This window comes from Salinimonas chungwhensis DSM 16280, assembly GCF_000378185.1.
GTDB lineage: Bacteria > Pseudomonadota > Gammaproteobacteria > Enterobacterales > Alteromonadaceae > Alteromonas > Alteromonas chungwhensis.
This window is the reverse complement of record NZ_KB899383.1, coordinates 106,022-121,602: the sequence shown is the minus strand read 5'-3', so window position 1 is coordinate 121,602 and position 15,581 is coordinate 106,022. Positions and strand designations below refer to the sequence as shown.

The window sequence follows — 15,581 nt, the reverse complement described above, 5'->3', positions numbered from 1 at the left end:
TTGAAAATAACGTAAATCAGGTTTAACCCGTATTGCGCATACCTATGGCAATACCTGCAATGGTCACCATCATGGCTTGTTCCAGTGAGGTATTATGAGCGTCATCACCTGCTTTTCTAATTCGATCCAGCAGTTCGATTTGCAAATAATGCAGCGGCTGCAGATAAGCAGCACGAATGTTCATCGACTCTTTGCCTTCAGGGTCCTGATACATGATATCTGGCTGACCCGTAAGCTTTAACAGCGAATCGATGCTTTGGGACAGCTCCTCACGCAGTGCTTTACCAAAATGGGCCAACTCCTGCGGCACCAACCGCTCATCATAAGCCGCGCTGATACGTGGGTCGGCTTTGTGAAATACCATATCAAGCATGGACAGTCGCGAGCGATAGAATGGCCACTCACTAAACATCTCGGCCACAACTTTCTCATCGGATTCAGCTTTCACTTCATCGATAGCACGCATGACACCTAACCAGGAAGGTAAGACTAAACGGGTTTGGGCCCATGCAAAAATCCACGGTATAGCGCGTAAACTCTCAATACCGCCCTGGGGTTTACGCTTGGAAGGTCGGCTTCCAAGCGGCAACTTACCCAATTCCTGTTCCGGGGTAGCGACCCGGAAATAGGGTACAAAATCTTCATCCTGTCTGACTGTGCCGCGATAATTATCACGCCCCTTGGCCGCCATTTTCGTAATCAGCTCGCGCCACTCTGGCTTGGGCTCCGGGGGCGGGAACAACATCGCTTCGATAATGGCGCTGGCATAAATCCCAAGACTGCGCTTAGCCAGTCGGGGCATACCAAATTTATAACGGATAGTCTCACCCTGTTCGGTGACCCTGAAACCGCCCTCAAGTGAACCCGGCGGTTGTGAGTGAATGGCTGCGTGTGCTGGCAGTCCGCCGCGTCCAATGGTGCCGCCGCGGCCGTGGAAAAGTGTCAGCTGAACATCAAACTCTTCGGCAAGTTTTACCAGGGCTTCCTGAGATTCGTACTGGGCCCAGCCGGCAGCCAGCGCTCCCGCATCTTTGGCCGAATCAGAGTAGCCTATCATGATAAACTGACGACCTTTAACATAGCCACGATACCAGTCGATGGATAGCAGCTTGCGCATAACATCCGGCGAGTTATTCAGGTCATCCAGGGTTTCGAAAAGTGGAGCGACCGGCATCGGCCAGTCTACGCCAGATTCTTGCAACAACAGTTGTACGGCCATGACATCTGACGGCTCGCTGGCCATAGAAATAATATAAATGCCAAATCCATTTTTACTGTGCTTTGCGATAACCTTACAGGTGTCGAGCACCTCTTTAACATCGTCAGATGCGTTCCACTGGGCGGGGAAGAGCGGGCGTTTGGAAGATAGCTCTCGAAGCAAAAATGCTTGCTTATCATCTTCGCTCCATTGCGCATAGTCACCCAGTCCCAGATAGCGGGTTATTTCGCTCAATACATCTGCGTGACGTTCTGAATCCTGACGAACATCCAGCCGCAACAAGTGTACTCCGAAACAGCGAATGCGACGGATAGTATCCAGCAACAGGCCGTCGGCCGTCACTTTCATTCCACATTTGCACAATGAGTCGTAACACAGCAGGAGTGGATCCAGCAGTTCATCGTTATCGCTAATCCACTGGCTCTGGTCAACATTTTTGCCCGCCAAAAAGTCATTAATGCCGTCTCGTGTAGCAGTAAGCTGACGCACCAGCGGTCGCAACAATGCTCGATAAGGCTCATTGGAGTCACCTACAACGTCGCGCATCTCATCACTGCAGTCAAACATAGACAGTTCAACCTGGAGACGGTCAAAGTCCTGTGCAAACAACTTTGCAGCGCGCTTGCGCGCCAGATAAAGAACCTGTTCGGTGAGTTTTGCCGTCACAAACGGGTTACCGTCGCGATCTCCGCCCATCCACGAGCCGAAACGCACCGGCGCTGAGTCCAGCGGCAAGTTTACGTCATAATCTTTTTGCAGGCGCTCATCAAGCTCCCGCAGGAATTCCGGTACCGCTTCCCATAACGAATTTTCGATAACCGAAAAACCCCAGCGTGCTTCGTCTACCGGCGTCGGACGCTCAGATCGAATCTCCTCGGTGTGCCAGGCCTGGCTGATGAGATCGGCAATGCGAGTCTCTACGCGTTGCCGCTCGTGTTCACCAAGACTTTCCTGATGAATGCTCTGTAAACAGCTGGCTAGCTCTTTATGTTTGTGAATAAGGGTGCGACGGGTTACTTCTGTTGGATGTGCAGTCAGTACCAGGTCAATATTAAGTTTACTGACCGCTTTATGAACATTTTCTGCCGACAGTTGTGCTTTGTCCAAATGTTCAAACAACGCATCCATGGAAGCATCAACATTCATTGCGCTGTTGAATTCCTGCTCAGCGATATTGCCCAGGTTCAGAAACTGTGCGAACGCTCTGCCTACGGTCAATAGATCTTTATCTGATAAATCTCTGAAAGTTTCTTTCAGATTTTCACTGCTACTGCTTTCGCCCTGATAAGAGGCGCGACCGTCCAGCCTGATCTGTTCTATCCGGTCAAGCCACTCCTGGCCTAGCTCTGATTTGATGGTTTCACCCAGGACCGTTCCCAGGTATCTCACTGTATCTTTAAGTTCTGAATCATAGTGTGATTGCATGGCATCCTCCTGCTTGCATGCTTGTCACCTTACTGCGTAGCGACCCGCTTGTCTAACCTCTAGACGTTATAAAGATGTTTTGCCTAAAGCGATCATTATCAAAAAATACCACCCTGAAGCAAGGAAACACACGGTATGGTACAATTATCGCGTTACCGCTTTTTAAATGGTGAAAATGTCTATTGCTGTGTAAAAAGCGAGCAAAACTTGTAATTAACTTTCAGGAGAAATTGTGTCCGATAAATATACCACGGTTGAAACCCAGGCGAGTTATGGCGTTGGCTTTCAAATGGGCGAACAGCTTAAATCCAACCCTTTTGACGGCATGGATATTGATGCAGTCGCAGAAGGCTTACGTCATGCTTTTGCCGGTGAAACGCCACACGTAGATAACAACACATTACGCAATGCCTTTGGTGAAATTCATGAGCGTATGCAAGCCGCCAAAGCTGAACAGAGCAAAGCTTTGATTGAAGAAGGTGAAAAGTTTCTGGCAGAAAATGCTCAGCGCGAAGAAATCACTGTAACGGACACAGGGCTGCAGTACGAAGTTGTTGAAACGGGTGAAGGCAAATCGCCTGAAGCGGATAGTACAGTGCGTGTTCACTATCACGGCACATTACTGGACGGCAAAATGTTTGATAGCTCCTATGAGCGTGGGCAACCTGCTGAGTTCCCGGTAAATGGTGTGATTAAAGGCTGGACAGAAGCCTTGCAAATGATGACTGAAGGGTCAAAATGGCGCTTATATGTGCCCCACGAACTTGCTTATGGTGAGCAGGGCGCAGGTGGTGCGATTGCTCCTTACAGCACACTGGTCTTCGATGTAGAGCTGTTAGACGTATTATCATAATAGTCTGCAACTGACAGAAGCGGCTCGCAGCCGTTTCTGTTTATTTTTACCCACCCGCCTACTCGTATATACTGTTCTTCCATACCCCGATAAAAATGTGCCAGTCAGGTGCTCCGAGTTGTTAAACGGCAGCACGTGTTTACAATACTCGCACACTGAGTAAAGGACGTAGATTATGATCATCAAGCCAAAAGTCAGAGGCTTTATCTGTACAAATGCCCATCCGGTGGGCTGTGATGCTGCGGTAGCAGAGCAAATCGATTATGTAAAAGAGCAGGGTAACTTCACCGGTGGCCCCAAAAATGTACTGGTTATCGGCTGCTCTACCGGCTACGGCCTGGCGTCGCGGATAACTGCTGCATTTGGTTACGGCGCGAAGACGCTGGGTGTATGTTTTGAAAAACCACCCACCGAGCGCAAAACTGCGACTGCAGGTTGGTATAACACCGCTGCGTTTCATAAGTATGCTCAGCAAAACGGCCTTTTTGCTCAAACGCTAAATGGTGACGCATTTTCAATGGAATTGAAGGAAGATGTAATTGAGCGCATCAAGGCCGAAATAGGCAAGGTGGATTTGGTTATTTATAGCCTGGCCTCACCCAAGCGCACTGATCCAAAAAGTGGGATTACCTATAAGTCCACGCTAAAACCAGTAGGCGATGCTTACACCACCAAAACATATGACACCGATAAAGATCGCGTTCATGATGTAACGCTGGAAGCGGCCACCGACGAAGAAATTCTCAACACCATCAAAGTGATGGGTGGCGAAGACTGGGAAATGTGGATTGACGCTCTGGCCAATGCGGATGTACTAGCCGAAGGCTGCAAAACTACTGCATATACCTATATCGGCAAAGAATTAACCTGGCCTATCTACGGTCAGGCAACCATAGGAAAAGCTAAAGAAGATCTTGATCGTGCAGCGGCGGCCATCAATGGAAAGCATGCCGAATTGTTGCTCGATGCACATGTTTCATCATTAAAGGCACTGGTGACTCAGGCCAGTTCAGCGATTCCGGTTATGCCTTTGTATATTTCGCTGATGTATCAGGTGATGAAAGATGAAGGTACACACGAAGGGTGCATAGAGCAGATAAAAGGTTTGTTTACTCAATGTCTTTACGGTAACGAGCCGGTTCTGGATGAAGCGAATCGTTATCGCATGGATACAAAAGAAACCAATGAACAAACCCAGGCCAAAATAAAGGCATTATGGGATAAGGTCACTCAGGAAAACTTTCATGATATCAGTGACTACGAAGGTTACCACCACGAGTTCTTAAGGCTATTCGGCTTTGACATGGAAACCGTGGATTACGACCAGGACGTGGATCCACAATTAAAGTGGTAAACATTAAAAAGCCGACAGAAATGTCGGCTTTTTTACTGCTAAGCATTTGTTGTATAATCATTAAGCGATAAATTTACGGGCATTTTTAACAAAATTTCTGGTTTATCCATTATATGCGTAGCGAAACGTGGGTGGATAATGTTAAAATCCCGAAATTAGGTGGGGGTTATTCTACCCTTGCTTCACGGTCACGGGCGACAGGTCTCTCGGGTTACCTGTTCTCAGAGCCGGCTCTATAATAACAATATCTTTATTAAACAGACGGTTACCAGCATTGTTCGCAGTGCTGCATGTGCATGTAGAGCACGGTTTAGAGCGGTAACACAGAGTTCTTTTGCATGGTTGCGTACTGAAGGGTGCGATGCTGTTCGGTCATGCAAAAGAGTTCTTCTATTAGAGTAGTGCGATTACATATGATTAAAATCAAGAAAGGTCTCGACCTCCCAATTAAGGGGGCGCCAGAGCAGAAAATTTCCGACGGAAATACTGCAACGCGCGTCGCCATTCTGGGCGAAGAATATGTGGGTATGCGTCCTACCATGCACATCCAGACGGGTGACAGAGTGAAAAAGGGCCAGATTCTTTTTGAGGATAAAAAGAATCCTGGTGTTAAATTCACTGCCCCGGCTGCCGGTGAGGTGGTAGAGGTAAACCGTGGTGCCAGGCGCGTTCTTCAGTCTGTTGTAATTAAAGTTGAAGGTGACGAAGCGGTTACCTTTGACAAGATTCCAGCGGATAAACTGGCCGAAACGTCACGGGAAGATCTACAGCAGGTACTGGTAGATTCCGGGATGTGGACAGCGTTCAGAACCCGGCCGTTCAGCAAGTCGCCCGCGTTAGACTCGACGCCGCATTCAATTTTTGTAACTGCAATGGATACCAGCCCGCTGGCTGCTGATCCGCAGATTATCATTAAAGAGCGCGAAGAGGATTTTATCAATGGTCTACAGGCACTTACTGCGTTAAGTGGTGGTAAAGTGTTTGTATGCAAAGCACCGGGAGCAGATGTTGCTACCGGCAATGCAAAAGTAGATGTTGAAGAGTTCGGCGGCCCACATCCGGCTGGTCTGCCGGGCACACACATCCACCATCTTGATGCAGTGGGTAACGCTAAAACAGTCTGGCATATCAATTACCAGGATGTTATGGCCGTTGGCGCTTTGCTTACCACCGGTGAGCTGGATAATCGCCGGGTGATTGCCCTGGGTGGTCCAGGAGCGAAAAAGCCGCGTCTGGTCCGGACCTTAATTGGTGCAGACCTTGACGAGTTAACCGCAAATGAGATTGACGATGGCGAAGTACGGGTCATCTCTGGTTCTGTACTCAACGGCACCACTGCACAGGGTGTTCACGCCTTTTTGGGCCGTTTCCACACCCAGGTTTCGGCACTTAGAGAAGGTCGCGAGAAAAAGCTCTTTGGCTGGCTGGCACCTGGTAAAGATAAGCATTCTGTTACCCGTGCCTATGCCGGTCACGTCACAAATCAGAAGTTTGCAATGACAACAACCACCAACGGTTCCGAGCGTTCTATGGTGCCGATTGGTAGTCACTATGAACGCGTTATGCCTCTGGATATCCTGCCTGTTTTGTTATTAAGAGATTTAATAGCAGGTGATACAGACAGTGCTCAGACGTTGGGTTGCCTTGAGTTGGATGAAGAAGATTTAGCACTGTGCACCTATGTGTGCCCTGGCAAATATAATTATGGTCCGATTCTACGCAATGTATTGACCACTATTGAGAAAGAGGGTTAAGTCATGGGTTTGAAAGCGTATTTAGAAAAAATCGAACCAAACTTCGAGCCAGGCGGAAAACACGAAAAATGGTATGCACTGTATGAAGCAGCAGCAACTATTTTTTATACGCCAGGTAAAGTTAATAAAGCCAGCACTCATGTTCGTGACAGTATCGATCTGAAGCGAATTATGATCACCGTCTGGATGGCAACATTCCCGGCAATGTTCTACGGCATGTACAACATTGGTAACCAGGCGAACCAAGCTATCGCCGCCGGTGCAGGCACCTTGCCTGACGCATGGCAGGCTGGATTATTCGCGGCATTGGGTGGCCAGCTTGGCCCGGACGCCGGATGGGCAACGCTGATGTTTTACGGCGCTTGTTTCTGGCTACCCATCTATGCAACTACGTTTATTGTAGGTGGCTTTTGGGAAGTACTTTTTGCATCAGTACGTAAGCACGAAGTAAATGAAGGTTTCTTCGTTACCTCAGTGCTATTTGCTTTGACATTACCGGCGACTATCCCGCTTTGGCAGGTAGCACTGGGTATTACTTTTGGTGTGGTTATAGCCAAAGAAGTATTTGGTGGGACCGGAAGAAACTTCCTGAATCCTGCTTTGTCGGGGCGCGCTTTTCTGTACTTTGCATACCCTGCGCAAATCACCGGCGACACAGTATGGGTTGCTGCAGATGGCTACTCAGGCGCGACCTGGCTGAATAAAGCTGCTTCTGGTGAAATGGATTACACCAATATGGATTTGTGGTGGAACTCTTTCCTTGGTGCCATTCCTGGTTCAGCGGGCGAGGTTTCTACGCTTGCTATCATGATTGGTGGTCTGGTTATCATTTATATGGGCATAGCCAGCTGGCGAATTGTTTCAGGGGTGGCGTTGGGAGTTGCCTTCTTTGCTACGTTGCTGAATCTTATTGGCAGTGATACCAATGCCATGTTCGCGATGCCGGCACATTTCCACTTTGTGGTTGGCGGCCTGGCGTTCGCAATGTTCTTTATGGCCACAGACCCGGTTTCTGCTGCATTTACCAACACCGGAAAATGGGCCTTTGGTATCTCTGTAGGGTTTATGACGGTATTGATTCGTGTGTTGAATCCTGCCTTCCCGGAAGGCGTTATGTTGGCGATTCTGTTTGTCAATCTATGGGCGCCACTGTTCGACTATTTTGTCGCGCAAAGCAATATTAAGCGGAGGATAGCTCGTGTCAGCTAAAAAAGAATCTCTTGCAAAGACCGTAGGCGTAGTTGTTGCGGTCTGTCTGGTGTGTTCTATTGTGGTTTCTGGTGCGGCGGTAGGCCTGCGCCAGATACAACAGGCAAATAAAGAACTGGACAAACAAACCAACATTCTTACTGCAGCGGGTTTATATGAATCAGGGATGAGCAGCGATACAATCCGCTCTACCTATGAGGAAAAGGTTGAGCGTCGATATGTTGACTTAGCGACAGGCCAGTTTACTGACCAACCAGCTCCTGATTACGATATGTACAAGGCCGCTAAGCAAACTGAAATGAGCAAAACGGTTGAAAATAGTAATGTGGGTTTCCAGCGTCGGGCGAACGTTGCCAGTGTATGGCTGGTAAAAGATGAAAGCGATAATGTGACTCGTGTGATTCTGCCTGTACACGGCAGCGGTCTGTGGGATCTCATGTATGGCTTTCTGGCAGTCGATGCTGATGGCAAAACAATCCGAGAACTTATTTATTACCAGCAAGCTGAAACACCGGGATTGGGTGGTGAAGTACAAAACCCAAGCTGGCAGGAACAGTGGGATGGCAAAAAGCTATATAATAACGGTGAAGTAGCCATTGATGTTACTAAAAGCGCTGACCCAAGCGACCCATACGAAATTGATGCATTATCTGGCGCTACACTGACAAGTAATGGCGTTGAAAATACAATTCGTTACTGGGCTGGTGAGCAAGGCTTTGGTGAGTTTCTGAAAAATCAAGCCTGGCGGTCATAAGGGGTATTATCGTGGCAGACGCAAAAGAAATGAAAAAGGTCCTCTTTGGACCGATTCTCGACAACAACCCGATTGCCTTACAGGTATTGGGTATCTGTTCAGCATTGGCGATTACGACCAAGCTTGAAACAGCATTAGTGATGTCCCTGGCACTTACCACCGTAGTGTCATTTTCAAATTTGTTTATTTCGCTTATTCGAAATCAGATACCATCCAGCGTTCGAATCATCATTCAGATGACGATTATCGCGTCGCTGGTAATTGTGGTGGATCAAATACTGCGGGCTTATACCTACGAGGTGTCTAAACAGCTCTCTGTATTTGTTGGCTTGATCATTACTAACTGTATTGTTATGGGACGCGCTGAAGCTTACGCAATGAAGAGTCCGCCTCTTTTAAGCTTCCTGGATGGACTTGGCAACGGTTTGGGCTACTCGTTCATACTTATTTGTATCGGGATAGTCAAAGAGCTGTTTGGTTTTGGTACGATTCTTGGCTTTGAAATTCTGCCGGTTGTCCAAAATGGTGGCTGGTATCAGGGTAATGGTCTGTTAATCCTGCCATTTAGCTCGTTCTTCCTGATCGGTGGCATGGTGTGGTTTATCCGCACAATCCGTCCAGAGCAAGTAGAGCCTAAGGAGTAAAACGTGGAACATTATATTTCTCTATTTGTTCGCTCAATTTTTATTGAAAACATGGCGTTGTCATTGTTTCTTGGAATGTGTACATTTTTGGCGGTTTCCAAGAAAGTGAAAACAGCCATGGGTCTTGGCGCGGCAGTTGTTGTAGTGCTGGGTATCTCGGTTCCGGTCAACCAGGTTATTTATGTAAATATCCTCGCGCCAGGCGCGCTGGCCTGGGCTGGCTTTCCCGATGCAGACCTTAGCTTTTTGAACTTTCTTACCTTTATCGGCGTTATTGCTGCGCTGGTACAAATTCTTGAAATGAGTCTGGATAAGTTCTTCCCTGCGCTTTATAACGCATTAGGTATTTTCCTGCCCCTGATTACGGTTAACTGCGCTATCTTTGGTGGTGTGGCGTTTGCTGTGCAGCGAGAGTACAACTTTACTGAAAGTGTGGTTTACGGTGTCGGCTCTGGTGTTGGCTGGGCGATTGCTATCGTGCTGCTGGCTGCAGTTCGCGAAAAACTGAAGTACGCGGATATGCCTGAAGGTGTGCGCGGGCTTGGCTCCGTATTTATGATTGCCGGATTGATGGCGCTGGGCTTCCAGTCGTTCACCGGTATAGCGCTGTAATTAGCTAAGGAGCGTAAAGATGAGTATTGAAATATTCCTTGGTGTCGGCATGTTTATTGTCATCGTACTGGCGCTGGTTTTTATCATCATGTTCGCCAAGTCAAAACTGGTACCCAGTGGTGATGTAGAAATCCTGATAAACGATGATCCGGACAAGGCCATCAAGACACAACCAGGTGGTAAACTGCTTGGGGCATTAGCTGAAGCAGGTATCTTCGTGTCATCTGCCTGTGGCGGCGGCGGCTCGTGTGGTCAGTGCCGGGTAGATGTTAAGTCAGGTGGCGGCGATGTGTTGCCCACTGAGCTTGATCACATCACTAAACGCGAAGCACGGGAAGGTTGCCGTTTATCCTGTCAGGTTGCAGTCAAACAAGACATGGAAATTGAACTGCCAGAAGAAGTCTTTGGTATTAAGAAGTGGGACTGTGAAGTTATTTCTAACGAAAACCAGGCTACCTTTATCAAAGAATTGAAGCTGAAGATTCCAAACGGTGAAAGTGTACCGTTTCGTGCCGGTGGTTATATCCAGATCGAGGCGCCACCCCATCATGTTAAGTATAAAGATTATGATATTCCTGATGAGTATCATGGCGACTGGGAACGCTTTGGTTTCTTCGACATTGAATCAAAAGTCGATGAAGAGGTAATTCGCGCTTATTCGATGGCGAACTATCCCGAAGAAGAAGGCATCATAATGCTGAATGTGCGTATTGCTACGCCACCGCCAAATAACTTAAGTTTGCCGGCGGGTAAAATGTCATCGTACATCTGGAGCCTGAAAGAAGGTGATAAAGCTACGATTTCAGGCCCATTTGGTGAGTTTTATGCCAAAGATACTGACAATGAGATGATTTTCGTGGGCGGGGGTGCAGGCATGGCTCCAATGCGTTCACATATTTTCGATCAGCTTCGTCGGATTAAAACCGATCGTAAGATTTCATTCTGGTACGGTGCTCGTTCATTGCGCGAGATGTTCTATAGTGAAGATTTCGATGAACTCGCCGAAGAAAATGATAACTTTGAATGGCATGTAGCGCTTTCTGATCCTCAGCCAGAGGATAACTGGGAAGGCGACACCGGATTCATTCACCAGGTATTGCTGGAAAACTATCTGAAGGACCATCCGGCGCCTGAAGATTGTGAATATTACATGTGCGGTCCACCTATGATGAATGCAGCAGTTATTAATATGCTAAAAGACCTGGGTGTTGAAGACGAAAATATCATGCTTGATGATTTCGGCGGGTAGGTCGAACAACTGAAGTGATAAAGGGGCGGCGACGCCCCTTTTTTTGTTTGAGGAAATGAAGTGTTGAAGTCAGTTTATTCGTTAATGTTACTGATCATGGTGACAGTGCTTTTTGCCTGCAGTGATGATAAGCAGCAAGTGGTGCATTTGCGCGGCGAAACTATGGGTACAACGTATAATGTTAAGTATGTAGTACCAGAGGATAGCCAGCCTGAGGCCGGCCTGAAGCAGAAAATTGATAAAAGATTGAATGAAATAAATGCATTGATGTCTACCTATGACACGGGTTCTGAACTCTCACGATTTAACCAGAATCGTTACACTACATCGTATCCGGTGTCTGAAGATACACTGACCGTTGTCAATGAAGCGCTGCGACTGGGTAAGATGAGCGACGGTGTGTTAGATATCACCGTGGGTCCACTGGTTAATTTATGGGGATTCGGCCCCAATAAGCGGCCTGAAACAGTGCCCACTGAGCAGCAAATAAACAACGTGCGAGAATACGTAGGGCTTGATAAAATAGCCACTACGCAGAATGCGTTAATAAAATCTCACCCTATGGTTTATGTAGATTTATCTACCATTGCCAAAGGTTATGGCGTAGACGAAGTCGCCAATTTACTCCGAGAAGCAGGAATTGATAATTTTCTTGTCGAAATTGGCGGAGAGATGCGCGTCAGAGGGCATCGCGGAAATGGTGATGACTGGTTGGTTGCAATCGAAAAACCTGTGAGCACGGAACGTGCAGTGCAAAAGATTTTATCCGTGGGTGACAATGCGATAGCCACATCAGGTGATTACCGCAATTATTATGAACAGGATGGCAAACGGTATTCCCATCTAATCGACCCGCGAACCGGTAAACCGATCAATCACAACCTGGTGGCAGTGACCGTGGTGTCACCGTCATCAATGACCGCAGACGGACTTGCTACAGCCCTTATTGTGATGGGATGGGATGAGGCGAAAGCACTTGCTGAAAAAGAAGCGTTAGCCGTCTTGCTGATTCGCAAAACGGAAAACGGATTTGAAGAATTTACATCATCTGCCTTTGAGCAGGTGGTTGACGTCAGAAACTAACAGAAGGTAAAAGGTGTAATGATGAGTACCTTTATTTTAGCCTTTGTATTCTTTCTTGCTATGGTGTTAGCCATGGCGGTAGGTTACATGGTACAGCGTAAAACTATCTCTGGCAGTTGCGGTGGACTAGGGGCGTTGGGAATTGAGAAAGCATGTGACTGTCCTGAAGCCTGTGACCGCAAAAAAGCACGACAGGAGAAGCAGGCAGTTCGAGAGAAAAAGCTCCAGGAATGGAGAGAGAATCAAATTCTGTAATCCAAAGAGCGGGTTCGCCCGCCTTGTACAGTGCAGTCCATTGTGTTTGATGAACAGTTAGTATTTCGCTTGTATAGGTTTGCTTGTGTTCTTTTTCAAGCGTATTGGTATCCATTTAGTAGTTATATTTTTGGTTTAAAAGACGTTGCCGGCGCCGCAACTTCTTCAGGATCTATATTCAATGTCTGAAATACCTCAAATGCCCAACGAAGCTGAACGTATTGAAGCTTTGCGAAATCTGAATATTCTTGATACCCCCCCTGAAGCACGGTTTGATGTTATAACTCACCAGGCCATGCAAGAATTTAACTGCAAAACCTGTTTAATTAGTCTGGTTGCAGAAGATCGTCAGTGGTTCAAATCCAGACAGGGATTGAGTAACACTGAAACGCCCAGAAATATTTCGTTTTGTACCTATGCGATTGCCGAAGAAGAATACCTTATTGTGCCGGATGCACTCGCCGACTTTCGCTTTAAAAATAATAAGCTTGTGGTCGGGGAGCCCTACATTCGTTCCTATGCAGGGGTCATCCTACATTCCCCGGACGGCTATGAAATCGGTACGTTTTGCTTATTACATGACGATGTAAAACACTACAGTGAGGCGCAAATAGAGCGGTTAAAGCAATATGCACGTATCGTAGAGCTCGAAATGGCCGCCAACCCAGAGTTTAGCCGGAGCTGATTCGCGTTTAATGTAGTGCGTTATGAATGACCCGACAGCTTCCGCTTGAGTTCACCAATCTCGTAGAAATGGGCCCGGCGCTTATTTCTTTTCCAATTTTGTCTGGCTGAATAATGCAATGTAACCCCACTCGTTATACAATTGCTGTCTATTTATACAGGTCTGGTGCTTTGTCTTGCGTAAAATTATTCATATAGATATGGATTGTTTCTATGCTGCCGTAGAAATGCGCGATAATCCTGCTTTGCGAGATGTTCCGATTGCCATTGGAGGCAGTTCAGAACACAGGGGAGTGGTCTCTACGTGTAACTATCCTGCCCGCAAATACGGTGTTCGCTCGGCGATGGCGACCGCGTATGCTCTGCGCTTGTGTCCGGACCTAGTGTTGGTCAAAGGGCGTATGGAGCTGTATAGCCAGGAATCACAGAAAATAAGAGCTATATTTTCTGACTATACCGATCTCATTGAGCCCTTATCGTTAGATGAAGCCTATCTTGATGTTTCAGGTTCTACCCACTGTAATGGCAGTGCAACGCTCATCGCTGAAGAGATTCGCCGACGTATCCATTCTGAGCTTGGGTTGACTGCATCCGCTGGGGTTGCGTCGTGTAAATTTGTGGCAAAAGTTGCCAGCGATGAGAATAAGCCGGATGGTATCTGCGTCATTACTCCGGATAAGCTCGATGAGTTTGTGAAAACAATGCCTCTGGGCAAAATTCCCGGCGTGGGCAAAGTAACCTTACAAAAGTTGCAGAGGATGGGCCTGAACACCTGCGGAGATATTCGACAATATCCTTTTGAGCGCATTCAAAAAGAGTTAGGGAAGTTCGGTGCTGTGTTATGGGACCGTGCCCATGGGGTGGACGATCGACCGGTAAATGTTAGCCGCAAACGCAAGTCTATCGGCGTAGAAAGAACGCTGCATGAGGATATTCATTCATTACAACACTGCCGTGACATGTTGCCAACACTGCTGGAGAAGCTTTACCAACGGATTAAAGCCCATGAGGCCAAACATACCCGCGGTAAGGCAGTGCGAATTCGAACACAGGGCGTTAAGTTAAAATTCAATGATTTTCAACTCACCACGGTGGAAAATCGCCATCACAAACTGGATGAAGCCTTTTTTGACGAACTGCTTCAGCAGGCTTATCTACGCGCAGCAGGCAGAGGGATCAGACTAGTCGGTGTACACATTGGTTTAGCCGATGCGACCCCGGTAGAACAACTTACATTACCCCTGGATGACTAATATGCAAAACACCATCAAACCTGGCATATATCTGCATTATAAAGGCCAGTACTATCGGGTTTATGAAGTAGCCCAACATTCTGAAGATGAAACACTTTATGTTGTGTATCGCCCCGACTACGGCGAACGGCGACTGTGGGTACGCCCGCTGACCATGTTTTGTGACACGGTCGAGGTCAATGGAGAAAGCTTGCCAAGGTTCAAATATATTAAGCCTGCTTCAGATTGAGATAAGATTGATCTGTTTAAAGTTTCTGCACATACAGGTTACACCACACCAGGAATCTGAATCCGTATGTTTAAATCTTCAATTAGCTATCTGATTGGTGCAATAGCACTAAGTGCGAGTATGGCAGTTCCGGCCCAGAGTCGCTTTGACGACGTTACAATGAAAAATACTGCGCTGGCCGGTTCAGTGCATATGCTGCAGGGGCAGGGCGGTAACATTGGAGTGTCCGCCGGTGAAGATGGAATTTTGATTATCGATGATCAGTTTGAGCCCCTGGCCGAAAAGATTGCTGCCGCACTTGGCAAGCTGGGTTCAGATGCTCCCAAATTTATTATCAATACCCATTTTCATGGTGATCATACCGGCAGTAATGGATGGTTTCATGAAAATAAAGATAGCACGATCCTTGCTCATGAAAATGTGAGAGTAAGATTACTCAGTAATGATAAAAACAATGAAACGGCTTTACCGGTAATTACCTATCAGGAGGGTGTCAATCTTCACTTTAATGGTGAAACCCTCCACGTATGGCATCTTAGCAATGGTCACACAGACGGTGATTCAGTCGTGTGGTTTGAAGAGCCAAATGTCTTACATACCGGGGATTTGTTCTTTAACGAGCGGTTTCCCTTTATTGATCTTCAGTCAGGTGGCTCAGTAGCTGGTTATATAAGTGCTGTAAAGTCTTTGCTGAAAAAAATTGACAGTGACACGACCATTATTCCTGGCCATGGACCATTAGCGACGAAGGCAGATTATGAGGCTTTTCTGTCTATGCTGGAAGAAACCCGCGACATAGTTGATAGCCATAAACAAAACGGTATGTCAGTAGAAGAGGTGGTCAAAGAAGGGCTGACCGACAAATTTAATTCCTGGAGCTGGGGTTTCATAAATGAAGAAAAATGGATCCGCACCCTTTACAACGGCTAATCATGCGTTGGCGTTGTGTGCTGGCTCAGGTATGTAATAAACCGTGAAGCTGCTGAGAAAAACTGTCCTGTGTA

At 47.2% G+C, this 15,581-nt stretch carries 15 protein-coding genes; 14 read left to right on the top strand and 1 reads right to left on the bottom strand.

The window, feature by feature from the left end:
• Window positions 1-22 precede the first annotated feature (22 nt).
• Window positions 23-2,644, bottom strand: a complete 2,622-nt coding sequence (ppc, locus tag F458_RS0112645) for a phosphoenolpyruvate carboxylase (RefSeq protein WP_018983800.1) — start codon at window positions 2,642-2,644, stop codon at window positions 23-25.
• A 232-nt stretch (window positions 2,645-2,876) separates the two neighbouring features.
• Here ppc and F458_RS0112640 point away from each other — a divergent pair, with 232 nt between their 5' ends.
• From F458_RS0112640 to F458_RS0112575, 14 genes are all read left to right on the top strand, one after another.
• Entirely contained in the window at window positions 2,877-3,497 is a 621-nt protein-coding gene (locus tag F458_RS0112640; protein ID WP_018983799.1) for an FKBP-type peptidyl-prolyl cis-trans isomerase, read from the top strand.
• Window positions 3,498-3,672: 175 nt separating this feature from the next.
• Window positions 3,673-4,851 carry an enoyl-ACP reductase FabV gene (gene fabV / locus F458_RS0112635; protein ID WP_018983798.1) on the top strand — a complete coding sequence of 393 codons (1,179 nt, stop codon included), beginning with the start codon at window positions 3,673-3,675 and terminating at the stop codon, window positions 4,849-4,851.
• Between the two features lie 413 nt (window positions 4,852-5,264).
• Window positions 5,265-6,605 (top strand): Na(+)-translocating NADH-quinone reductase subunit A, encoded by a 1,341-nt coding sequence (locus F458_RS0112630; RefSeq protein WP_018983797.1) that lies wholly within the window; start codon window positions 5,265-5,267, stop codon window positions 6,603-6,605.
• Between the two features lie 3 nt (window positions 6,606-6,608).
• Window positions 6,609-7,814 carry an NADH:ubiquinone reductase (Na(+)-transporting) subunit B gene (locus F458_RS0112625; protein ID WP_018983796.1) on the top strand — a complete coding sequence of 402 codons (1,206 nt, stop codon included), beginning with the start codon at window positions 6,609-6,611 and terminating at the stop codon, window positions 7,812-7,814.
• Entirely contained in the window at window positions 7,804-8,568 is a 765-nt protein-coding gene (locus tag F458_RS0112620; RefSeq protein ID WP_018983795.1) for a Na(+)-translocating NADH-quinone reductase subunit C, read from the top strand. Before F458_RS0112625 ends, F458_RS0112620 begins: the two co-directional genes overlap by 11 nt.
• A gap of 11 nt (window positions 8,569-8,579) precedes the next feature.
• On the top strand, window positions 8,580-9,212 hold the full coding sequence (locus F458_RS0112615) for an NADH:ubiquinone reductase (Na(+)-transporting) subunit D (RefSeq protein ID WP_018983794.1): 633 nt from the start codon (window positions 8,580-8,582) through the stop codon (window positions 9,210-9,212).
• A 3-nt stretch (window positions 9,213-9,215) separates the two neighbouring features.
• Window positions 9,216-9,824, top strand: coding sequence for an NADH:ubiquinone reductase (Na(+)-transporting) subunit E (nqrE, locus tag F458_RS0112610; protein ID WP_018983793.1), 609 nt, complete (start codon window positions 9,216-9,218; stop codon window positions 9,822-9,824).
• Between the two features lie 19 nt (window positions 9,825-9,843).
• Complete coding sequence (gene nqrF, locus F458_RS0112605; RefSeq protein ID WP_018983792.1) at window positions 9,844-11,073, top strand: NADH:ubiquinone reductase (Na(+)-transporting) subunit F; 1,230 nt, start codon at window positions 9,844-9,846, stop codon at window positions 11,071-11,073.
• An 84-nt stretch (window positions 11,074-11,157) separates the two neighbouring features.
• Entirely contained in the window at window positions 11,158-12,156 is a 999-nt protein-coding gene (locus tag F458_RS0112600) for an FAD:protein FMN transferase (protein WP_018983791.1), read from the top strand.
• Window positions 12,157-12,177: 21 nt separating this feature from the next.
• Complete coding sequence (gene nqrM / locus F458_RS0112595) at window positions 12,178-12,411, top strand: (Na+)-NQR maturation NqrM (RefSeq protein WP_018983790.1); 234 nt, start codon at window positions 12,178-12,180, stop codon at window positions 12,409-12,411.
• A gap of 181 nt (window positions 12,412-12,592) precedes the next feature.
• On the top strand, window positions 12,593-13,096 hold the full coding sequence (locus F458_RS0112590) for a GAF domain-containing protein (protein ID WP_018983789.1): 504 nt from the start codon (window positions 12,593-12,595) through the stop codon (window positions 13,094-13,096).
• Window positions 13,097-13,271: 175 nt separating this feature from the next.
• A complete protein-coding gene (dinB, locus tag F458_RS0112585) occupies window positions 13,272-14,348 on the top strand; it encodes a DNA polymerase IV (protein WP_018983788.1) in 1,077 nt (358 codons plus the stop codon).
• 1 nt (window position 14,349) lies between these two features.
• Window positions 14,350-14,577 (top strand): DUF1653 domain-containing protein, encoded by a 228-nt coding sequence (locus tag F458_RS0112580; RefSeq protein WP_018983787.1) that lies wholly within the window; start codon window positions 14,350-14,352, stop codon window positions 14,575-14,577.
• A gap of 66 nt (window positions 14,578-14,643) precedes the next feature.
• Window positions 14,644-15,507: an MBL fold metallo-hydrolase gene (locus F458_RS0112575; RefSeq protein WP_018983786.1), complete on the top strand. Its 864-nt coding sequence runs from the start codon at window positions 14,644-14,646 to the stop codon at window positions 15,505-15,507.
• The last annotated feature ends 74 nt before the right edge of the window (window positions 15,508-15,581 follow it).